Here is a 20537-nt window from a genome sequence, read left to right as displayed (position 1 = left end):
TTCTTTGGCCAAGGGCGAGTGAAACCGAGCCCATTTGCAAGCAAATGGTATGCCACTAAATGCCCCTTCGCCAGCGGGATCTCGCTGCAATTTGGAACGATCCGGGCCTCACAGCGAGGCCGCCAGCACCTTGCCGGTCTCGATATGCGGGATCGCCTCGACCAGCTTGCGCGTGTAGTCCGTCTTCGGATTGTCGAACAGCGCCCGGCTCTCGCCCTGCTCCACGATTCCGCCGTTGCGCAGCACGATGGTGCGGTCGCACAGCATGCGAACCACGTTGAGATCGTGGCTGACGAACAGCAGCGCAATGTCGTTCTCGCGCCTGAGACGATCGAGCAGTTGCAGCACTACCGCCTGCACCGAAACGTCGAGCGCGGCGGTCGGCTCGTCCAGCACCAGGAGCCGCGGCCGGCAGGCGATGGCGCGCGCGATCCCGACGCGCGCTTTCTGGCCGCCTGAAAGCTGGTGCGGAAAGCGCGGCAAGAGATCGAGCGGCAATCCGACCCGCTCCGCACACTCCTCCACCCGCTTGCGCAGCGCATCACCGGCGCGCATGCCGTCGAGCCGCATCAGGGGATGGGCGATGCAGTCGAATGCCGTGAAACGCGGGTTGAGGCTCTCGTTCGGGTCCTGGAAGACCATCTGGATGTCTTTGCGCAGGGGAGAACGATGGAAGTCGCGCGAGGCGACGTGGCCGATCGACTGCCCGTCGAACACGATATCGCCTTCGCTCGGATCGATCAGCCGGCAGATCATCCGCGACGTCGTGCTCTTGCCGGAGCCGGACTCGCCGACGAGCCCGACGCTCTCGCCGCCGGCCATCGTCATCGAGAAGTCAGCGACCGCGGCGGAGCCCTGGTCGAAACGTTTTGCAAGCTTGCGCACCTCGAGCAGCGGTGGCGTCCCGTGCGGAAGCTCAGGCCTGGGCTTGCTGACGACGGCCGCGTATCGCTCCCGCTCCTCCTCAGTGACGAGATCCTCGATCCGGGAGGTCGCGGTTGGCGATGCCGCAACGAGGCGTTTGGTGTAAGGGTGCTGCGGCCCCGCAAAGAGCGTCTTGGGGCTCGCTTCCTCGACGATGCGTCCTCGCTCCATCACCGCAATGCGGCGGCAATAGCGCGCCGCAAGGCCAAGGTCGTGCGTGATCAGGATCGTGGCCATGCCGCGCGCGGCGGCGATGTCGGCGAGCAGGTCCATCACAACCTTCTGGGTGGTGACGTCGAGACCGGTGGTCGGCTCGTCCGCGATCAGGAGCGCGGGATTGCAGGAGATCGCGATCGCGATCATCACGCGCTGGCACATGCCGCCGGACAACTCGTGCGGATAGGCATTCATCCGCGTCTCGGGGTCGCGGATCTGGACCGCACGCAACAAGTCCAGTGCCTCGGCGCGCGCGGCCTCTTTCGAGATGCGCTTGTGGGTGAGGATCGCGTCCGCGATCTGCAGGCCGATCGCACGGATCGGGTTGAGCGCCGCCCGCGGGTTCTGGAAGATCATCGACATCGCGGCGCCCTGGAGCTGACGGAGGTCATCGCCCCGGAGTTTTGTCACGTCCTGCCCGCGAAACAGGATCCTGCCGCCGGTGACGCGACCGGCCGCATCGAGCAGCCGCGTCGTCGCAAAGCCGGTCACCGACTTGCCCGATCCGCTCTCGCCGACGAGGCCGAGCATCTCGCCCTTTTCGACCGTGAGCGTGACACCGCGCACCGCCTCGACCAGGCCACGCCGCGTCGAGAACGTGACGTGGAGATCCTCGATCCTGAGCAGCGCTTCGCTCATGTGCGCATCCGGGGATCGAGAATGTCCCGCATCCCATCGCCAAGGAGATTGAAGCACAGTACGGCAAGCATCAGCGCGAGGCCCGGAAAGGCCACCAGCCACCACCGGCCGGTCGAAATGAAGCGCGCGCCCTCCGCGACCATGATGCCCCATTCCGGCGTCGGCGGCTTGACGCCGAGGCCGATGAAGGACAGTCCGGCCGCGTTGAGAATGGCCCAGCCGAGATTGAGCGAGATCTGCACCGCCATCGCCGGCAGGATGTTCGGCAGCAGGAAGCGCAGCACCACCGAGAAATGGCTTTCGCCGCAGGCGCGCGCGGCCTCGACCCAGCCGACATTGCGGCGGACGTTGACCTCGGCACGAGCGAAACGGATGTAGAAGGGAAGATTGATGATCGCCGTTGCGATCACGATGTTCTCGATCCGGTTGCCGAGCGCCGCGACCATCGCCATCGCCAGCACGAACAGCGGAAAGGCCATCATGACGTCGACGAAACGGCCGACGCTACGATCGAGCCTGCCGCCAGCATAGCCGCAGAAGGCACCGACGACCGCGCCAAGCACAAAGGAGATGCCGACCGCCGAGACCGCGATGGCGAGATCGAGCCGCGCCGCGATGATGAGACGGCTGAACACGTCGCGCCCGAGTTGATCCGTGCCGGCGAGATGCGCCGCACTCGGCGGCTGCAAGGCTTCGGACACATTGGAGGCCACGGGATCATAAGGCACGATCCAGGGGCCAAAAATCGCGAGCAGGACGAACACCAGTACGCCGGTCGCGGCGACGGCCGTCAGCGGGTTGCCGCGCAGGATCCAGACCGAATGGCGGAGGGTTGCGCTGGTCATTCGATCGACACCCTGGGATCAGCGATGCCGTAGCAGATGTCGACCACGAGATTGACCAGCACGAACAGGCTGGCCATCAGCAGCACGAAACCCTGGACCGGCGCGTAGTCGGAGGAGAGCAGCGCATCGAGCGCGTAGGAGGCAACGCCGGGCCAGGAGAACACCTTCTCCACCAGGACATTGGCGCCGAGCATGGTCGAGAACACGATGCCCGCGATGGTGATGACGGGCAGGATCGCGTTCCTCAACGCGTAAGTGACGACCACCTTGCGCCAGGACAATCCGACGGAACGCGCGGTACGCACAAAATCGCTGCCGAGCGAGACCAGCATCGAGGCGCGCGTGATCCGCGCCAGCGGCGCGATCACGAACAGCGCCATGCTCACCGCCGGCAGGATGAGCTGCTTGCAGGCCGCCCACCAGCCTTCGAAGTCCCCGGCGAGCAGGAAATCGATCGATAGGAAACCGGTGCGTGACGGCGGCAGCGAGGTGAAGACGTCGATGCGCCCCGTGGGATCGGGCGCTAGCCCGAGCAGATAATAGAAGACGTAGATCAGCAGCAGCCCCGACACGAAGGTCGGCACGCAGACGCCGAGCGCGCAGAACAGCCGCACGACATGGTCGACGACTGATCCAGGCCTCAAGGCGGCGATCACGCCGAGCGGCACCGCCGCGATCAGCGCGATCAGCAACGCGGTGAAGGTGAGCTCCAGCGAGGCCGGCAGCCGTTCGCGTAGATCCTTGAGCACCGGCTGCCCGGTCATCATGGACCGGCCGAGATTGCCGTGGCCGATGTCGGAGAGATAGAACACGAGCTGCTCCGGCACGGATTTGTCGAGCCCCATCTGCTTTCTGATCTGCTCGATCTCCTCCTTGCCGGCATTGGGCCCCGAGGCGAAGAACACCGCGGGGTCGCCGGGCAGGACGCGCATCAGCAGAAAGGTGAAGACCAGCACACCGAACAGCGCCGGCAGCGACGACAATAGCCGCCTGCCCGCCCGCACCATCGTTGCGCCAAGACCCGTCATCACCTCTCAAACTCTCTCTTGGCTGCGCATGTCACTTGCGGCTGACGTCGCGATAGTCGACCTGCCGGTGGAACTCGTAGGTGTAACCCTCGATCGAGGCGGCCATCACCGCATCCTGGTTCGGCTGCCATAACATGATCTGCGGCATCAAATCGGCATGCATCGCATTGAGCTTGCGGCCGTCTTCCTCGTATTTGGCCTTGTCCGGCTCAAAGCGGGCCTCCTGCGCGATCGCGGCAAGCTCGGGATTGTTGATCGAACTGTAGTTCCAGCGCTGGTTGCCGGTGTAGAAGTTGCGGTAGAAATAATCGGTCGACGGCAGCCAGGCGACGATTCCCTCGGTGAAGAACGGCAGCTTCTTCTCGTTGATCTGCGTCGACATCTGCGCATCCGGCAGCTTCTGGATGTCGACCTTGATCCCGATCTTGCCGAGCGATTCCTTCACCAGCGCCGCCATCGGCTCGGCGGTCGAGGCCTGGCCGACATTGAAGCTGAACGTCGTCGAGAATCCCTCGGGCAGGCCCGCTGCCTTCAGGTACTCCTTCGCCTTGTCGAGATCGATCTTCACCGGCTGCTGGAACGGATAGACACCGCTCAGCGGCTTGCCGTCCGGCCAGTTCGCGCCGAACAGCGGCGCACCGCGGCCGAACAGGGCGGCCTTGAACATGTCCTCATAGGGCAGCGCAAAGGCGATGGCGCGGCGGACATTGACGTTGTCGAAGGGCGGGATCTGGTTGTTCATCGAGACGAAGGTGATCGAATTGTATTGCGGTGTCGAGATCACCTTGAGCTTGCCCTTGGCCTCGAGCGCCTGCACGTCGCTGGCCTGAAGATCGACGACGAGATCGGCATCGCCGCGCTCGACGAGGTTGGCGCGCGTGGCCGGCTCCGGCACGGACTGGATGATGACGCGCTTGAAGAACGCCGGCTTGCTTGGCGATCCGCGGTTCCAGGCCTCGTTGCGCTTGACGATCACCTGCTCGCCCGGCTTGAACGTCTCGATCACATAGGCGCCGCTGCCGGCGGCATGTTCCTTCAGCCAGGCCGTCGCCCAGGGATCATCCGCCGTCGCATGCTCTTTTGCCACTTTCGAGTTGATGATCATCGGGTAGACGGTGGCAAGGTTCGGCAGCGCGAGCTTGTCAGGTTTTGGCAGCGTTACCTCGATCGTGAGGGGATCGATCACCTTGAACTGGTCGGCCGACGTCAACGATCCCGTCAGCAGTTGCGCCTTGCCGAGGATCGGCGCGGTGACGCAGCGGTCGAGCGACCATTTGACGTCCTCGGCGGTGACGGGCGAGCCGTCCTGGAATTTTGCATCCTTGCGCAGGCGAAAGGTGAGCTTCAGGCCGTCGGGGCTGACGTCGTAGGATTCGGCGAGCTCGCCGGTGATGGTGTCGAGATCGAACACCCATTTGCCGTTGAGCTGCTTGCGGCCGAACGCGACCAGCCGGTCATAGGTGCTCATGCTCAGCGCGAAGGACTCGCGGGTGGATCCGGGAATGTTGGGATCGAGCGTGTTGACGGACGCGCCGGTGACGTAGCGCAATGTCTCTGCCCTGGTTTGCGCTTGCGACGGCGCGGTGGCGACGAGCAACAGCGCGGTGGTAGCGAGGACGCAGGTCGCCGGCCTGAAAGACACAAAACGCATTGGTTTTTCCCTGAATTTCGAACGAGAACGCCAGCAAGGCAGGTTCAGAAACAAGCAAGTTGCGCGCCAGTCTCATGGGGCGATTTTGTAGGCGTATCGTCGCGGCGGCGCATGGATGATCATTGCGATTGCTCCATTGCCCGCGCTGGCCGCGTGATCGTAGCCTGAGGCACGTCATAGGCGCCGAGCGACGCCCAATGTCGCGCGATATCGGCGCGGAACAGGCCGCGCGTCAGGCCATTCACCAGTTTTGGCACGGCCGTCGTCATCGCATTGATCGACGATCCCGACGGGCCAAAGCTCATGCTGGAGGCGATGGCGAAGAGATGGATGTCGGAGATCCACGGCGTCGTGCCTGCCACACGCTCGGTGAAGGCGTAATCGTCGGCAAGATAAGGGAAGCGGCCGAGCCGATCGTTGCGCTCGTTATCCGGCGGCTGATACCGGTCGGCCCAGGTCGCGATGTTGGCGGCAAAACGGCTGAGCTCGGCGCGGCCGGCGAAGTTCATGTCGATACCGGTGCCGCAGATGACGAAATCCGCTGTGATGGTTCCGCGCGGCGTCTGCAATGCGATGCCATTGCCGGTCTCCTGCGCCGCGTCGACCGGCGCGCCCTCGTGCAAGCTGAAGTTGGCATGACGCGCGCAGCGGTCATAGGTTGGCTGCGGAAATCCCTCGCGCATCTCGAGAATTTTGCGCATGAAGCGCCAGCGCCAGGCGTCATCGAGATCGCTCAGATGGCGCAGGAAGCCGCGGAAGGTCAGCCAGCGATAGGGCTGGATCAACTGGATCTGCGCACGGCGGCAGAGCAGGTGCACTTCGGCGGCGCCAGCTTCCAGCGCGGTCGCCGCATTGTCGAAGGCGGAGGCGCCGGCGCCGATCACGGCGACGCGCTTGCCGCGCCGGCGCTCGAAATCAATATCGTCGGCAACGGTCGCGATGGAACTTTTCGGCAGGTGCGCTAGCTGCTCCGGGATCATCCAGCCGCCCATGCCCTCCTGCCCGGTCGCCAGCACGATCTTGCGGGCGTAGAGCGTCTCGATACCGTCGGCGCGTTTCACGCGCGCCGCGAGCAGGCCGTCACATGCAGGCGCAATCTCCAGAAGCTCGCAACCGTTGCGCACGGGCAAGCCGATCGTGCGCCGCAGCCAGAGCAGATACTCGGCCCAGTGATCGCGCGCGATCAGGTCAAGCTGCTGCCAGCTCTTCTTGCCGAACCGCGCCTCATGCCAGGACTGATAGGTCAGGCTCGGAATGTCGAGGTCCGGGCCGGTATAGTCCTTCGGGCTGCGCAGGGTCGGCATCCGGGCATAGGTGAGCCATGGGCCCTCCTTCCCCTCCTCCGCCTTATCGATCAGCAGGATATTGCTGACGCGCGAGCGCAACAGGCCGAAGCCGATGGCGATGCCGGACTGGCCGGCGCCGATGATGAGCACATCGAGCGCCGGCTTGCCATCGGGTCCCGTCTTCGATTCGAGCCAGGCAGCGCCGGGATGCGCGATCCGCGCAAGATCGGCGTGAACGTCCGCTTCGAGATCCGTCAGCGCGTCATTCATGCCGCGAGCCAGCCTCCGTCGACCACCATCACGGTCCCCGTCGTGAACGAGGACGAATCGCTGGCGAGATGCAGCGCGGTCTGGGCGATCTCTTCCGCGCGGCCGAACCGCTTCATGGCGTGACGGTTGCGGGAAGCTTCGCGCACCTCGTCCGGATTGGCGTGCCGGGCAAAGCTGCGGCGCAGCATCGGCGTATCGATCGCGCCCGGCGCGATTGCGTTGACGCGGATGCCATCGCTAGCAAAGTCCACCGCCATGGTCCTTGTCAGGCTGACGATCGCGCCCTTGGCAGCGATATAGGCGCTGTTGCCCTTGCCGCCGGCCATCGCGAGTTGCGATGCCAAGGTGATGATCGAGCCGCTGCTCTGCCGCTGCATCTGCGGCACAGCCGCCCGCGCCCACAGCCAGGTGCCTCCCACATTGGCGCGAAACACCGCGTCCCAGTCTTCCAGGCTCGTGGTCAGCACCGTCCCGCCGCAGGAGAAGCCGGCCGCCGTCATCAGGATATCGAGCCGGCCGTAATGCGCGACGACCGCGCTGACGACAGTCTCGGCGAATGCGGCATCGCCGACGTCGCCGACATGCGTCGTTGCCTCGCCCACCAAGGCTCGCGTTTCCTCGAGTCCTGCGGGATCGCGGTCGACCAGGGCCAGACGCGCGCCTTCCTCAGCGAACAGCCTCGCGCTGGCGCGGCCGATGCCGGAGCCGGCGCCGGTGATGATGGCGGTGCGCCCCTGCAGCCGCATGTCAGATCCCCTCCTTGTGCTGCATCCACCAGTTGCTCATCGCTGCCGCAGACCCGGCACAGCCGAACCGCGCGCGCCAGCCGAATTCGTCGGCCATCCGTTTGACCGACATCGGCGCCCGATCCCCACCGTGGAGCTTGATGAAGGTCTTCTCTCCGGGAGACGCGAGCCGGCACTCCAGCCCGGGATGCAGGCCCGCAAACGCCTCGCCCCATTGCAGCGCCGACCAGGCGCTGCCGCTGGAGATGTTGTAGAGCCCGTGGCGCGGCCGCTCGGCCTCGATCAGCAGTGCCACCGCTTCAGCGGCGTCCGGCGCATAGGTCCAATCCTTGATGCCTGGCGCCGGGAGAAGAGCCGGCTCACCGCGGGCAAACGCAGCAAGGATCTGGAATTGCAGGCTCGGCGTATCGCGCACCGAGCCGGGCCGCTCCCATGGACCGAACACGGCACTTAAGCGCACACTCAAGAAATCGCCGCCAAAGAGCTCGGCGTGGCGCGCGACAGATCGTTCGGAGGTGAACTTGCTGATCGCGTAGAACGAGACCGGATCGCAGGGCGTCTCCTCATCCAGCACCGGAAAGCGCTGGCCCGCGGCGCCATAGGCCGACGCCGACGACAGATTGACGACGCGGCGAACGCCGTGGCGGATCGCCGATTGCAGGATCGGTATTTGAGCCATCACGTTGATATCGAGAACGCGCGCGGGCGATGCCCGCTCGAGATCATCACCGGCGGTGATTGCCGCACCCAGCACAATCGCATCCCAACCTTCGGCAATGAGGGCATCGATGCCGTCCGCGTCTGTGATATCACCTTGAACGATCCTGAGCCGCTCCCGAAAATCAGCCAGGAACCGCTGCGCTGCCGGCGGCAGCAGCGCACGATCATACAGCGCCACCCCGTGCCCGCGCGCGAGCAGCACCTCAGCGAGATTGAGGCCGACAAAGCCGGTACCGCCGAAGACGACGATCTTCATCGCGCGCGATCCACCATCACAGCAGCTTCGCTCCGAAATTCCGTTCTGGATCCATGTCGGCGACGAGCCGGCCAGTGGGCTTTGCCGCCTCGCCGCCGCTGCGTGCGAGGAATTGTCCACTGCCGGCGCTCGCGAGGCACTTGTTGCCGTCGATGATGAGGCGGCCGCGCGAGAGCACCGACACCGGCCAGCCCTTCAGCTTGCGGCCCGCAAACGGTGTGTAGCCGGCAAGGTCGTGCATCATCTCGTCAGCGACGGTGACCTCGCGGTTGGGATCCCAGATCGCGATATCTGCGTCCGCACCGACCGCAATCGAACCCTTGCGCGGATGCAGATTGTAGATCTTCGCCGGGGCCGTCGCGGTCAGCTCGACGAATTTTTCCAGGCCCAGCCGGCCCTTCGAGACCATCGCGTCGAACAGCAGCGGTAGCCGCAGCTCCAGCCCCGGCAGGCCGTTGGCAATCTGCTTGAAATTCGGATTGGGACCGGCGCGCAGCTTGCCGGTCTCGTCATAGCGATAGGGCGCATGATCCGACGAGATGGTCTGGAGATCGCCGAGCGACAGCGCCTGCCACAGAGCCTCCTGGTCGGCATGCGTGCGCGGCGGCGGGCTGCACATCCATTTGGCGCCTTCAGCACCGGGCTTGTCGAGATCATCCGCGGTGAGGAACAGGTATTGCGGGCAGGTCTCGGCGAAGACCTTCAATCCCTGCCCGCGCGAGTCGCGGATCACCTTGGCGCCTTCGGCGGTCGAGACGTGGAAGATCATGATTGGCTGGTCGATCAGCGCCGCCATGCCGATCAGCCGGGTGAAGGCTTCCGCCTCCGAGACGCGGGCGTGGCTGACGGCGTGGTATTTCGGCATGGTGTAGCCGCGCGAAAGCAGCCGCTTCACCATCCAGGCGATGATGCCGTGGTTCTCCGCATGAGCGCACAGCATCGCGCCGGACTGGCGCGCGGCCAGGAGAATGTCGAGCAGCGGCTCGTCATCCACCTTGAGCCGGTCATAGGTCATGAAGATCTTGATCGACCCGTGGCCCTGCTTCACCAGCGCCGGGATGTGCTCCTCGACCGTCTCCCTGGTCGCATCCGCAATGATCATGTGAAAGGCATAGTCGATCACAGCGCCCTTCTTGGCGAGCGCGTGATAGTCTTCCACCACCTGCGGCAGCTTCATGCCGACATGCTGAGCGGCAAATGGGATCACCGTGGTGGTGCCGCCGAAGGCCGCCGACACGGTCGCGCTCTCGAAGGTGTCGGCATTCATGATGCCGGCGGCGGACAGTTGCTCGATATGAGCGTGGCTGTCGACACCGCCGGGCAACACCAGTTTGCCGCGCGCGTCGATCTCGCGCTTGCCTGCCGGAAGTCCGCGGCCGATCGCCGCGATGGTCTCGCCTGTTATCGCGACGTCGGCCTCGAAGACGTCCGTGGTGGTGGCGACGCGGCCGCCGCGGATGATCAGGTCGTAGGCGGGTTCAGTCATGAGGCACTCCGTGATAGGCTCAAGGCTCGCAATCGCAATTTCGCAGGAAGACCATCATGTCCCGGCCGCGCATTCTCGTCATCAATCCGAACTCCAATCCTGCGGTCACGCGAGGACTCGAGGATGCGTTGAAGCCGCTCGGCTTCGGGGGCGGGCCGGAACTGGTCTGCCAGTCGCTGGCCGAGGGTCCGTTCGGCATCGAGAGCCAGGCCGATGTCGACAGTGTCGCGATGCCGCTGCGCCGCCTCGTCGAAGTCGACAACAGCTCGGCCGCGTTCGTGATCGCCTGCTACAGCGATCCCGGGCTTCAGGTCTGCCGCGAAGGCACCGAGCGGCCGGTGTTCGGCATTGCCGAGTGCGGTGTGCTGACGGCGCTCGCCCGCGCCGAAACCTTCGGTGTCATCGCGATCGCGCAGCGCTCGATCCCGCGGCACATGCGCTATCTCAGGCAGATGGGGCTGACCGAGCGCCTCGCTGGCGAGCGGCCGCTCAACATGAGCGTTGCGGAGACCGCCTCGGGCGAAGGCACGCTGGCCAGGATGATCGAGGTCGGCCGCGCGCTGCGGGACGAGGACGGCGCCTGCGCCATCGTGATGGGCTGCGCCGGGATGGCGCGTCACCGCCGCCCGCTGGAAGACGCGCTGCGCATTCCCGTGATCGACCCGACACAGGCGGCCGTCACCATGGCGCTGGGTGCGGTGCAGTTCTCGGCTCACTAGGCGTCCTTCAGCTCTTTTTGGTCCTGCCGCGCGAGCCATTGCGCATGGCTCTCGCGGACAAGCGCAAACGTATCCCGCTGCGTCGTGTAGAGATTGCCGAACATGCGGCCGATCGGCCGATAGGCGTCGAGATCGACGTACATATTGGCCTCATCGACGAGGCCCTCGCGGGCGTGAATCCTGAGCACTTCGCCGACCAGGAGTTCGCGATCGGGCGAGAAGGTCAGCACGACGTGGCGCCTGCATTCCAGAGCGAAGGGCGCGGCAGCCAGACGCGGCACCTTGACATCGACGGAGGGAAGCGCGGCGAGCCCTGTCGCGGCGACCTCGCTGTCGCCGGAGGGAAAGTCGACGGCGCAGTCGTTCATGGCGACCGACAGCGCCTCGTCGACCATGTGCACCACGAACTCGCCGTCGCGGTGGATGTTGCGGGTGGTGTCCTTCGGGCTGTGATCCGGCTTGTGCTGGAGCCCGAGCACGATCAGCGCGGGGTTTTCCGAGAATACGTTGAAGAAGCTGAACGGCGCGGCATTCACGGCTCCGTTCTGGTCCAGCGTCGTCACCAGCGCGATCGGCCGCGGCACGACCACGCCGCAAAGCAGCTTGTAGCGATCGCGCGGGTCGAGCTCGCGCATGGAGATGCCCTTGTCCGCCATCGGCTCACGTCTCGGGCGGCGGCACCGCGCCGGTGCGACTGGTGATCAAGCCGTAATGCTCGATGCGGCGGTGCGCCGCGAAGTTGAAGATCGTGCTCTTGCCGAAGGTGGTGGCATCGAGATCGCAAGCGTGAACCAGAAGCTCGTCCTCCTCGGTCCTGGCCTCCGCGACGATCTCGCCATCGGGATCGACGATCAGGCTGCCACCGAACAACGCATGGCCGTCCTCATTGCCGGCTTTGGCCACCGCGACCACCCAGGTCGCATTCTGATAGGCGCCGGCCTGCACGGACAGGCGATTGTGGAACAGGCGCTTCTCGACGCCTTCTTCACTCTTCTCAGCGTTCACGGACGGCGTGTTGTAGCCGATCAGCACCATCTCGACGCCCTGCAAGCCCATGACGCGATAGGTCTCGGGCCAGCGGCGATCGTTGCAGATCGCCATGCCGATGATGCCGCCAAGCTCGCGCCAGACCTTGAAGCCGAGATCGCCGGGCTCGAAATAGCGCTTCTCCAGATGCTGATGCGAGCGCTTGGTGTCGTAGTCGACATGACCCGGTAGATGGACCTTGCGGTATTTGCCGACGATCTTGCCGGACTTGTCGGTCAGGATGGCGGTGTTGAAGTGGTGGCCGTCGGGCGTCAGCTCGGCATAGCCAAAGTTCATGGCCATCTGATGCTGCGACGCACGCTCGAACAGCGGCTTCGTCGCCGCATTCGGCATCTCGCGCTCGAACCAACTGTCGAACTCGGAGCGGTCCTCGACGTACCAGCGGGGAAAGAACGTCGTCAGCGCCAGCTCCGGATAGACGATCAGGTCGGCGCCCTTGCTCTTGGCCTCGTCCATCAGCGCGATCATACGCTTGATCACGGCCTCGCGGCTGTCGGCTTTCTGGATCGAGCCCATCTGGGCAGCGGCGACATTGACGATGCGCATCAGCGATTTCCTGGTGATGTCTTGGCAGAGACTGCCATTTCGGGGACGTGCCGGCGCGCGGAGCTTAGCGCAGCCTCGCCGGACATTTCCAGCCGGAGGCCCGCGCGACGGCAAGATGTGCATTGCATGCTTCGCATTCAGCCATGCTCCCTGTCGGCGATGTCGAGGCCATGGTCGAGCGCGTCCAGAAGCTGCCCGGCTTCGCGCTCGGAGATCACAAGGGGCGGCGCCAGGAACAGCGAGGTTTGCTCGCCGCTGGTCCCGATCACCGCGCCGGCCTCCAGCGCCCGCTCCGCGACCCGCGAGGCGATCGGCACTTCGGTTGTGTCGGCGTGCCAGCTGCGCCAGTCCGGGCCGTGCAGCTCCACTGTCCAGTGCAAACCCTGCCCGGCCACGCGCCGCACGCTCGGATGCTTTTGCGCGATCGCTAGGAGGCGTCGGGCGAACAGCTTCTCCAGCTTCTGAACGTGTTCCAGAATCTTGTCGCCGCTGACGACCTTAAGATACGCGCTGACGGCAGCCATGCTGATCGGATGGCCGCGCAGCGTGCCGTAGTTCTGCCAGCTTGTCCCCTTGAGCCGCTCAACGATGTCCTTGGACACCACGACCGCGGCGACCGCCGCCGCACCGCCACCAAGCGACTTGCCGAGCGTCACGATATCGGGGCGGCTTTGCGCGCCCTGGAACGCGAACCAGCGGCCGGCGCGGCCTGCACCGGTAACGACCTCATCCGCGATCCAGTTGGAGCCGGCTTGTCGCGCACAGCGCGCCACCTCGTCCTGATAGGCGCCGTCGTAATAGATGCCGCCTTGGGTGTAATCGATGATCGTTGCCGCCGTGTCCGAGAGCAGACGCGCGGCATCCGCGAGATATTCGCTCGGCGGGGTGTTATTGGCCGGCCCACCATAAATCGCGCCATCCGGGGCCGGCAAGATCCGCACCGGTGCCATCGGTGCCGGCAGCTTCGAGCCGCCGGTATGTACGGCGAGACCGCCGTGCCATTGCGGTTGCACCGTCATGCTGCGCGACAGCCCTGTGATGCCGTGATAGGCGCGCTCGCGCGTCGCCAGCGCGGAGCGTTGCGTCAGTGCCTGACAGAGCGACAGCGCCATGTCGTTGGCCTCGCTGCCGCTGATGCAGAAGCGCACAGCGCCGACCCAATCCTCTTCGCCCCTGAAAGCGGTTGCCATCAGATCGTCCGCGGCCTGCTCGCGGCCGACCCAGGTCCAGCCTTCGTTGACAACGGGCGTATCGGCCGCGCGGCAGATCGCCTCCACCATCGCGGGGTGGCGATGGCCGAGACCGCCGCCGGTATTGCTGCCGTCGATCAGCTTGCGGCCGTCCGACAGATGAAAATAGACGCCCTCGCCGCCGACGACAGCCATCGGCGCCGCCTCGCCCGCGTTCAGCCCGGTTCGCAACAATCTGCTCATCGCGAGTCCCTCACTTCATGACCGCGACGCCGTAGCCGCCGCCACCGCACATCTCGATCGTGACGAGATCGTCTTGCTGCAACACCAGGTTCGACTTGCCGTCGATCGCGACGTTCGCACCCTGCCTGACCAGCGAGATGCGGCAAGCCTTGCCGGACTCGCCGCCCTGCATGCCCCAGGGCGCGATCACCATCCGTTCGATGCAGGTGGTCAGATGCATCGAAGGTGCGAGGATGCGGTAGGTGCGAACGGAGCCGTCACCGCCGCGATGCGCGCCGGCGCCGCCGGACTGCCGGCGGACGGCCTGCTGCTCGAGGCGAATCGCGTAGTTCGCCTCGATCACCTCGACCGGCGTGTTCGAGGTGTTCGACAGATGCACCCGCGTCGCCGAGGTGCCGGCCCGGTCATGCCGCGCGCCCTCGCCGCCGCCGTGAACCTCGTAGAGCATCTTCCAGGAACCGTTCGGCCGCGGCTCGGCGAAGAACAGGACGCCGGCAGTGGTCGCGCCGCCCGCCGACAAACGTTCCGGGATCGTGTCCTGCATGGCGCGAAAGATCGCATCGACGATGCGCATGGACGTCTCGTGATTGCCGGCGGCGACCGACCCGGTCCAGCCCGGCTCCAGGATCGAGCCCGGGCGTGTGATGATGGTCAGAGGCCGCAGCGCGCCGGCGTTCTGGTTCATGTCACGCCCGCTCATGATGCGCGCGGCATAGGCGACGGCCGAACGCGCCATGAACGGCGTCGTGTTGCAGAAGTTGGTGACGCGATCGCAGCTTCCAGAGAGGTCGAAGGTGGCCTCGTCGCCGCGAATGGTGATCTTCACATGGATGCGCGCCGGGGCGTTGTTCTCGCTGCCGTCGTCGAGATAGTCCTCGCCCTCGTAGACGCCATCCGGCAGATCGCGCAGCGCCTCGCGCATCTCGAGCTCGGAAAGATCGTGCAGACGCGATTGCGTCGCCATGAACACCGCCTTGCCGTGCTCGCGGCAAAGCTCGACAATGCGCTTCTCGCCTGCCTTTGTCGCCGCAATCTGGGCGAGCAGGTCGCCCTCGCAGGACTCGGCATCGCGAACGTTGGCCTTGAGCAGCTGCACGATCGGCGTGTTGACGCCGGCCGCCGTCGCAATCAGCACCGGCGGAATCCGCATCGCCTCCTGGAAGGTGTCGACGGCCTTGGCGAAATAACTGCCGGGCCAGGTGCCGCCGATGTCGGGCCAGTGCGCGAGACTGACAGCGAAGGCCACGATCTCGCCGTCGACGAACACTGGCCGCACGACCTTGACGTCGTTGAGATGATTGCCGCCGAGCGCACCGACATTATAGATCACGACGTCGCCGTCGTTCAGGCTCTCGATCGGCATTATCTTCAAGAGTTCGGGGATCGTGTAGGCCATCGCGCCGAGATGGATCGGGATGTCGCGGCCCTGCCCGACCAGGCCGCCGCGACCATCCGTGATCGCGGACGACAAATCGCCGGCCTCGCGCAGCAGCGGCGAGCGCGCCGAGCGCGTCATCACGAGGCTCATCTCCTCGGCCGCGGCCGAGAGCCCCTGCCTGATGACTTCGACGACGAAGGGATCGAGCTTCATGCCGCCCTCCGCGTCAGGAACAGGTTGCCGGCGGCGTCAGGTTTGGCCTGCCAGCCGGGTGGCACCACCACGGTCGACCATGCGTCTTCGATGATCGCGGGACCGCTGACGATGTCGGTCAGCGCGGCGCGGTCGATGATCGCTGTCGCAATATCGTGGAAGCCGTCGAACGAGCAGGTCCGCTGGCCCGACGACACCGCCCTCACCGCGGTCGCCGGTCGGCTGACCACGGTTGTCGATGGGCGGCGTGCCTGGACCCGCACGGATTCGATGACGCAGGGCTCGCCGGTCGCATAGCCGAACAGCTCGTGATGCCGCGTCAGGAAATCCTGCTTCAGCTTGCCGACGTCGAGCGGGAGCGTGAATGATACCGGAATAGCGTCGTTTTGCGCCGCATAGCGCATCAAAGCCACCAGTTCGACCTGGATCTCCTCCTTCACAACGCCGTTGGCGATCAGCGGTGCGGACGCGTCCTCGATCAAGGTGGCGATCCGATCCGACACGCGAACGAGATCGGTGCCGTCGAGGGCGGCGCGAAGCGTCTGCTGCTGGAGGAAGCTGAAATCGGCGGTGAGACAGCCCAGCGCCGAGAATGCGCTCGAGGCGCTGGGCACGACGACCTCCGCAATGCCGTAGAGATCGGCAAGTCCTGCTGCATGCATGGGACCGCCGCCGCCGAAGGCGAGCAGCATGCAGTCGCGCCCATCGATGCCACGCTCGACCGTGACGCGCCGGAGCGCGCGGGCCATGGTCGCGTTCGCGACCTTGATGATGCCCAGCGCCGTTTCGGTCAGGCTGAGGCCGAGGGCCTGCGCGATTGGCTGGATGACGCGCTTGGCGGATTCGGTATCGATGCCGATACGATCACCAAGTTTCGTTTCGGGATTGAGATAGCCGAGCACGGCATTGGCATCGGTGATGGTCGGCTCGACGCCGCCGCGGCCGTAGCAGGCCGGTCCGGGCTCGGAGCCGGCGCTCTCGGGGCCGACGGTCAGACCGCCGGGACCGTTGCGCACGATCGATCCGCCGCCCGCGCCGATGGAATGAACCGCAAGCATCGGCTGGCGCAGCGGCCTGTCCCCGAGCATGCGCCCGTCGGCCAACTCGGCTTGGCCGTCAATGATCAGGCAGACGTCCGTCGTGGTGCCGCCCATGTCGAAGGTGAGCATGCGCGGCGTGCCGAGCTGGCGCGCGATGCTGACGGAGGCCGAGACGCCGGCGGCGGGGCCCGACATCGCCATCACCAGCGGCCGCCGCTTCACCGCCGAAATCGGAACCATGGCACCCGCCGAATGAAAGACCTGCAAGCCCGCGCCGATCGGCAGCCGCTGCTCCAGTTCGCTGAGATATTCCACCGCGATCGGCATCGCCGCCGCGTTGAACACGGTGGCAGAGGTCCGCTCGTATTCGCGCGCCTCGGGATTGACTTCGTGCGAGAGCGAGACATGAGCGACGACGTCCTTGAGCCGCTCGCCTACCATCCTTTCATGCACCGGGTTGGCATAGGCGTGAAGCAAGGCCACGGCGACGCTCTGGACGCCGGTCTGTTTCAGCCAATCCACCAGGCGCTCGATCTCCGCTTCATCCAGCGCCTTCAGCACCCGCCCCTCGTGATCGAGGCGCTCGGCCAAGCCAAAACATCGTTCCGGCGGCACCAGCGGCGGCGATTTCGGCGGAATGTCGAGCCGGTAGAGATCGCGGCGGCGATAGCGCGCGATCTCCAGCACGTCGGCAAATCCCTCCGTCGCGACCAGCGCCACCTTCGGCAACCGGTTCTCGACGATGGCGTTGGTGACGCGTGTGGTGCCGTGGACGAAGCGCTTGACCTCGCTCTTGCGAAGGCCCACCGCCTCGATCGCCTCCAGCATCGCCTCGACGGGCGCGTGGGGCCGCGACGGCACTTTTGCGATCCGCGTCTCCGTGGAGCCGCGCCTGATGGCGATGATGTCGGTGAAGGTGCCGCCGATATCGGTGCCGACTGCCCAGTGATGTTCGGAAGAGCTCATGTGCAGGGATCAGCCTACGCGTGACGTCCGGACCGGACGCCGGGTCGTTCCCATCCATCGCAACGTCGAATGCCGAACCGAGCGCTCATCATGCATCCCCTGTCATGCCACCGGACGGGAGCGTGCGACAGAGCGAAGGCTTCGCGATAGGGCCAGAGTTGTCGCAATCCGCTAGACCAGAAGATACGCGGCATCGCGCGCTGCAACATCGGCTGCACGTTTTGGTGCAGCGGTGCCCGCGCAAAGAGCACACAAGCGCGGGCTAAGGCGCGCCGGACGAGTGCGGCGCACCACGAAATTTGCCGCGTGAATCGCGGTGCCGCTGCACTGCAATCGAAGCGCGCACAATCGACTGTCTAATTTGCAGGCGATCGACCGGCAGTGCGGGATCACCGCCTGCCTATGAGCCATGCACCACAGTCGGCTCAGCCTCGCTTTATTATACGAACAGTAAGGGAGGAAATTGCCGGTCCGGATGGTGCCTTGCGGGGACCGGAGCCGATGCAAGCCGCGATTCTCGCAAGCAGCGGAGTGGCATCTTCGACCTGCAGCCGCGCCTTGCCGCGTCGGCTGCTCGAGAAAGTTTTGCGATGGCGGCTGTTGTCCATGTCTCGCCCGTCAGGCAACGCAGGTACTCTCCGCCCTTATTCCGGGGCGCGCCACTTGGTGCGAGCCCGGAATCCATTTGTACGCGTAGCGTGCTGTGCGATGGATTCCGGGCTCGCGCTCCGCGCGCCCCGGAATGACACCGCGTCTGACTTTACGCGCTCGCCTGCGTCACGAACTTCGTGTTGAGGTAACCTTCGATCGCCTCGAGACCGCCTTCGGAGCCGTAGCCGGAATCCTTGATGCCGCCGAACGGCACTTCGGGCAGCGCGAGGCCGTGATGGTTGATCGAGACCATGCCGCTCTCGACATCGGCGCCGATCGCCTGCATCGTCTTGGTCGAGGTCGTGTAGGCATAGGCCGCAAGTCCGTAGGGCAGACGATTCGCCTCGGCCACCACCTCGTCATAGCTGCGGAACGAGGTGATCGGCGCCAGAGGCCCGAACGGCTCCTCATTCATGATGCGGGCATCGCGCGGCACATCGGTCAGCACCGTCGGCTCGAAGAAGAAGCCTTCATTGCCGATGCGCTTGCCGCCGGCCTGCACCTTGGCGCCGCGCTGGACGGCATCGGAGACGAAACCTTCCATGGCATCGACGCGGCGTGGATTGGCGAGCGGACCCATGCGGGTGTCCTTGTCGAGGCCGTTGCCGACCTTGAGGCTCTTGGCGGCCGCGACGAACTTGTCGACGAACGGCTGGTACACGCTTTCATGCACCAGGAAGCGCGTCGGCGAGACGCAGACCTGGCCGGCATTGCGGAACTTGTTGGCCGAAAGGATCTTCGCGGCATTGTCGAGATCGGCATCCGCGAACACGATCGCCGGCGCATGGCCGCCGAGCTCCATGGTCACGCGCTTCATGTGCAGACCGGCCAGCGCAGCCAGATGCTTGCCGACCGCGGTCGAACCGGTGAAGCTGATCTTGCGGATGATCGGGTGCGGGATGAGATATTCCGATACTTCCGCCGGCACGCCGAACACCAGCTGGACGACGCCGGGCGGAATGCCGGCATCGGCATAGGCGCGCACCAGCTCCATGCAGCTCGCAGGCGTCTCTTCCGGACCCTTGACGATGATCGAGCAGCCCGCAGCGAGCGCTGCCGAGATCTCGGCGGCACGGGAGCGGATGATGTCGGCCGCGAACGGCGAGGTCTTGCGCCAGAGCTCGAAGCCGGCCTTGGCGGCCTCGAGCGCGCGGTCGAGGTCCGCTTTCGAGGCGTGCGGGGTCTTGCCGATCGGCTGGCCCGTGGCGGGATTGAGGATGTCCTCCGACTTGCCGGACGTGCCGTCGGTCCACTCGCCGGCGATGAACATTTGAACTTTCGGATACATCCTCGTTGCCTCCGTGATTTCGCGCATCGGCGGGCTTGGCGCCCCCCGTTTCAAGCCGGCGCAGAGCTACACCGAAAGGCGGTCACGGAAAAGGGATCAATGATGCCGCAGCAACGCATCGCTGATCTTCTCGGCGGCCATGATCACGGAGCTGTTGGTACTGGCCCGCGATAGCCAGAACGTTTGTAGAGCCCGCCTCCGGCGGCGCGAGCTCGTCCGGCCGCAAGGAGCGCAAAACGCTACCGAGGCGGGCTGGTTAGAACTGATCGAGATTGGGACCGACTGTGTTGAATGTCTCGATCGCGGGCCGATATGTTGACGCAGTCCATTGCATCCGGACAATCACCGCCCGCCATGCCCTTCTTCCGGCTCGCCGACGACCAATTCCTCCCCGATGATCTCGGGGACTTCGATCCTGACACCGTGCCGCGCACCCTCACCGCCTTCGGTAGCCGCATGGTCACCAAGAGAATGGAGCTCGCGATGCACGCGCATCGCAAAGACGAACTCGTTCTCGCCTTGCGGGGCATTGTCCGGCTCGAGGCCGAGCACGGCGTCTGGATCGTGCCGCCGCGTTGCGCTGTGTGGATTCCCGGCAACGTGCCGCACGGCGTGAGCATCGCGGGCGATGTCGAGATGTATTGCCTGTTCATCGAACCGGATGCAATGCCAATGCTTCCGCGGCAATGCTGCGCGCTCTCGATCTCACCTTTGCTGGCGAGCCTGCTGGTGCATGCCACCCACATGCCTGTCATGTACGACGTTGACGGGCCCGACGGCCGAATCGCCACGGTGCTGCTCGACCAGCTCGCCGCCGCTCCGGTCGAGGAGCTGCGGCTGCCGATGCCTGCGGATGCCAGGCTGCGCCGGATCGCGAGCGCGATGATGGAAGATCCCTCCGACCGAGCGACGATCGAGGATTGGGGCCGACGCATCGCCGTGGCCCCGCGCACCCTCACCCGGATCTTGCAACGCGAGACCGGCATGAGCTTTGGCCGGTGGCGCCAGCAGCTCCACATTTTCGTCGCGCTCCAGCGCCTCGACCAGGGCGCCTCGGTACAGGCCGTGGCGCTGGATCTCGGCTATGAGGGCGCGAGCGCCTTCGTCACCATGTTCCGCAAGGCGCTGGGCAAACCGCCGGCGCGATACCTCGCCGAACGCCGCATCAGCGCACACTGACCGAAAACCG

General features: G+C 65.4%; 16 protein-coding genes. 2 read left to right on the top strand and 14 right to left on the bottom strand.

The genetic code is table 11. The features are described from left to right. Positions 1 to 108 precede the first annotated feature (108 nt). The 8 genes from nikE to hydA all read right to left on the bottom strand — a co-directional run bounded on the left by nikE (position 109) and on the right by hydA (position 10067). The gene (gene nikE, locus AC5V87_RS14590; protein ID WP_495371396.1) at positions 109 to 1779 is read right to left on the bottom strand and encodes a nickel ABC transporter ATP-binding protein NikE; all 1671 of its coding nucleotides are present in this window, start codon (positions 1777 to 1779) and stop codon (positions 109 to 111) included. Continuing rightward, positions 1776 to 2624 carry an ABC transporter permease gene (locus tag AC5V87_RS14585; RefSeq protein ID WP_495371395.1) on the bottom strand — a complete coding sequence of 283 codons (849 nt, stop codon included), beginning with the start codon at positions 2622 to 2624 and terminating at the stop codon, positions 1776 to 1778. The genes nikE and AC5V87_RS14585 overlap by 4 nt, the downstream gene beginning before the upstream one ends. Next, the gene (locus AC5V87_RS14580; protein ID WP_495371394.1) at positions 2621 to 3652 is read right to left on the bottom strand and encodes an ABC transporter permease; all 1032 of its coding nucleotides are present in this window, start codon (positions 3650 to 3652) and stop codon (positions 2621 to 2623) included. The genes AC5V87_RS14585 and AC5V87_RS14580 overlap by 4 nt, the downstream gene beginning before the upstream one ends. A gap of 31 nt (positions 3653 to 3683) precedes the next feature. Beyond that, on the bottom strand, positions 3684 to 5303 hold the full coding sequence (locus AC5V87_RS14575) for an ABC transporter substrate-binding protein (protein WP_495371393.1): 1620 nt from the start codon (positions 5301 to 5303) through the stop codon (positions 3684 to 3686). 119 nt (positions 5304 to 5422) lie between these two features. Then, positions 5423 to 6859 carry an NAD(P)-binding domain-containing protein gene (locus AC5V87_RS14570; protein WP_495371392.1) on the bottom strand — a complete coding sequence of 479 codons (1437 nt, stop codon included), beginning with the start codon at positions 6857 to 6859 and terminating at the stop codon, positions 5423 to 5425. Then, positions 6856 to 7605, bottom strand: a complete 750-nt coding sequence (locus tag AC5V87_RS14565; protein ID WP_495371391.1) for an SDR family oxidoreductase — start codon at positions 7603 to 7605, stop codon at positions 6856 to 6858. The genes AC5V87_RS14570 and AC5V87_RS14565 overlap by 4 nt, the downstream gene beginning before the upstream one ends. Before the next feature lies 1 nt (position 7606). Beyond that, a complete protein-coding gene (locus tag AC5V87_RS14560; RefSeq protein WP_495371390.1) occupies positions 7607 to 8581 on the bottom strand; it encodes an NAD-dependent epimerase/dehydratase family protein in 975 nt (324 codons plus the stop codon). Positions 8582 to 8597: 16 nt separating this feature from the next. Continuing rightward, positions 8598 to 10067: a dihydropyrimidinase gene (gene hydA / locus AC5V87_RS14555; protein WP_456839435.1), complete on the bottom strand. Its 1470-nt coding sequence runs from the start codon at positions 10065 to 10067 to the stop codon at positions 8598 to 8600. 56 nt (positions 10068 to 10123) lie between these two features. Here hydA and AC5V87_RS14550 point away from each other — a divergent pair, with 56 nt between their 5' ends. Then, positions 10124 to 10786 carry an aspartate/glutamate racemase family protein gene (locus AC5V87_RS14550; RefSeq protein ID WP_495371389.1) on the top strand — a complete coding sequence of 221 codons (663 nt, stop codon included), beginning with the start codon at positions 10124 to 10126 and terminating at the stop codon, positions 10784 to 10786. Here the strand turns inward: AC5V87_RS14550 and AC5V87_RS14545 are convergent. The 6 genes from AC5V87_RS14545 to AC5V87_RS14520 form a co-directional block, all read right to left on the bottom strand. After that, positions 10783 to 11442, bottom strand: a complete 660-nt coding sequence (locus AC5V87_RS14545) for a flavin reductase family protein (RefSeq protein ID WP_495371388.1) — start codon at positions 11440 to 11442, stop codon at positions 10783 to 10785. The two genes, AC5V87_RS14550 and AC5V87_RS14545, sit on opposite strands and share 4 nt — an antisense overlap. 4 nt (positions 11443 to 11446) lie before the next feature. Beyond that, positions 11447 to 12379, bottom strand: coding sequence for an N-carbamoyl-D-amino-acid hydrolase (locus AC5V87_RS14540; protein ID WP_456839438.1), 933 nt, complete (start codon positions 12377 to 12379; stop codon positions 11447 to 11449). Between the two features lie 137 nt (positions 12380 to 12516). Then, positions 12517 to 13812, bottom strand: coding sequence for an aminotransferase class III-fold pyridoxal phosphate-dependent enzyme (locus tag AC5V87_RS14535; protein ID WP_495371387.1), 1296 nt, complete (start codon positions 13810 to 13812; stop codon positions 12517 to 12519). Positions 13813 to 13822: 10 nt separating this feature from the next. After that, positions 13823 to 15403: a hydantoinase B/oxoprolinase family protein gene (locus tag AC5V87_RS14530; protein ID WP_495371386.1), complete on the bottom strand. Its 1581-nt coding sequence runs from the start codon at positions 15401 to 15403 to the stop codon at positions 13823 to 13825. After that, positions 15400 to 17409, bottom strand: a complete 2010-nt coding sequence (locus AC5V87_RS14525; protein ID WP_495371385.1) for a hydantoinase/oxoprolinase family protein — start codon at positions 17407 to 17409, stop codon at positions 15400 to 15402. The genes AC5V87_RS14530 and AC5V87_RS14525 overlap by 4 nt, the downstream gene beginning before the upstream one ends. A 760-nt stretch (positions 17410 to 18169) precedes the next feature. Continuing rightward, entirely contained in the window at positions 18170 to 19348 is a 1179-nt protein-coding gene (locus tag AC5V87_RS14520) for an NAD-dependent succinate-semialdehyde dehydrogenase (protein ID WP_495371384.1), read from the bottom strand. A 354-nt stretch (positions 19349 to 19702) separates the two neighbouring features. Between AC5V87_RS14520 and AC5V87_RS14515 the strand changes: the two genes are divergently transcribed. After that, a complete protein-coding gene (locus AC5V87_RS14515; protein ID WP_495371383.1) occupies positions 19703 to 20527 on the top strand; it encodes an AraC family transcriptional regulator in 825 nt (274 codons plus the stop codon). Positions 20528 to 20537: the final 10 nt, after the last annotated feature.

The sequence above is a fragment of the Bradyrhizobium sp. SOJA106 genome, assembly GCF_059448745.1.
Note: the sequence above shows the minus strand (reverse complement) of the source record. Positions and strands in the feature narration are given on the sequence as shown.

What these genes read in the sequence shown, in the direction of transcription:
- AC5V87_RS14570 (WP_495371392.1), bottom strand. Translation starts at nt 6,859, where the DNA reads ATGAATGACGCGCTGACGGATCTCGAAGCGGACGTTCACGCCGATCTT.
- nikE (WP_495371396.1), bottom strand. Translation starts at nt 1,779, where the DNA reads ATGAGCGAAGCGCTGCTCAGGATCGAGGATCTCCACGTCACGTTCTCG.
- AC5V87_RS14580 (WP_495371394.1), bottom strand. Translation starts at nt 3,652, where the DNA reads ATGACGGGTCTTGGCGCAACGATGGTGCGGGCGGGCAGGCGGCTATTG.
- hydA (WP_456839435.1), bottom strand. Translation starts at nt 10,067, where the DNA reads ATGACTGAACCCGCCTACGACCTGATCATCCGCGGCGGCCGCGTCGCC.
- AC5V87_RS14530 (WP_495371386.1), bottom strand. Translation starts at nt 15,403, where the DNA reads ATGAAGCTCGATCCCTTCGTCGTCGAAGTCATCAGGCAGGGGCTCTCG.
- AC5V87_RS14525 (WP_495371385.1), bottom strand. Translation starts at nt 17,409, where the DNA reads ATGAGCTCTTCCGAACATCACTGGGCAGTCGGCACCGATATCGGCGGC.
- AC5V87_RS14565 (WP_495371391.1), bottom strand. Translation starts at nt 7,605, where the DNA reads ATGCGGCTGCAGGGGCGCACCGCCATCATCACCGGCGCCGGCTCCGGC.
- AC5V87_RS14540 (WP_456839438.1), bottom strand. Translation starts at nt 12,379, where the DNA reads ATGCGCATCGTCAATGTCGCCGCTGCCCAGATGGGCTCGATCCAGAAA.
- AC5V87_RS14575 (WP_495371393.1), bottom strand. Translation starts at nt 5,303, where the DNA reads ATGCGTTTTGTGTCTTTCAGGCCGGCGACCTGCGTCCTCGCTACCACC.
- AC5V87_RS14585 (WP_495371395.1), bottom strand. Translation starts at nt 2,624, where the DNA reads ATGACCAGCGCAACCCTCCGCCATTCGGTCTGGATCCTGCGCGGCAAC.
- AC5V87_RS14515 (WP_495371383.1), top strand. Translation starts at nt 19,703, where the DNA reads ATGCCCTTCTTCCGGCTCGCCGACGACCAATTCCTCCCCGATGATCTC.
- AC5V87_RS14550 (WP_495371389.1), top strand. Translation starts at nt 10,124, where the DNA reads ATGTCCCGGCCGCGCATTCTCGTCATCAATCCGAACTCCAATCCTGCG.
- AC5V87_RS14560 (WP_495371390.1), bottom strand. Translation starts at nt 8,581, where the DNA reads ATGAAGATCGTCGTCTTCGGCGGTACCGGCTTTGTCGGCCTCAATCTC.
- AC5V87_RS14535 (WP_495371387.1), bottom strand. Translation starts at nt 13,812, where the DNA reads ATGAGCAGATTGTTGCGAACCGGGCTGAACGCGGGCGAGGCGGCGCCG.
- AC5V87_RS14545 (WP_495371388.1), bottom strand. Translation starts at nt 11,442, where the DNA reads ATGGCGGACAAGGGCATCTCCATGCGCGAGCTCGACCCGCGCGATCGC.
- AC5V87_RS14520 (WP_495371384.1), bottom strand. Translation starts at nt 19,348, where the DNA reads ATGTATCCGAAAGTTCAAATGTTCATCGCCGGCGAGTGGACCGACGGC.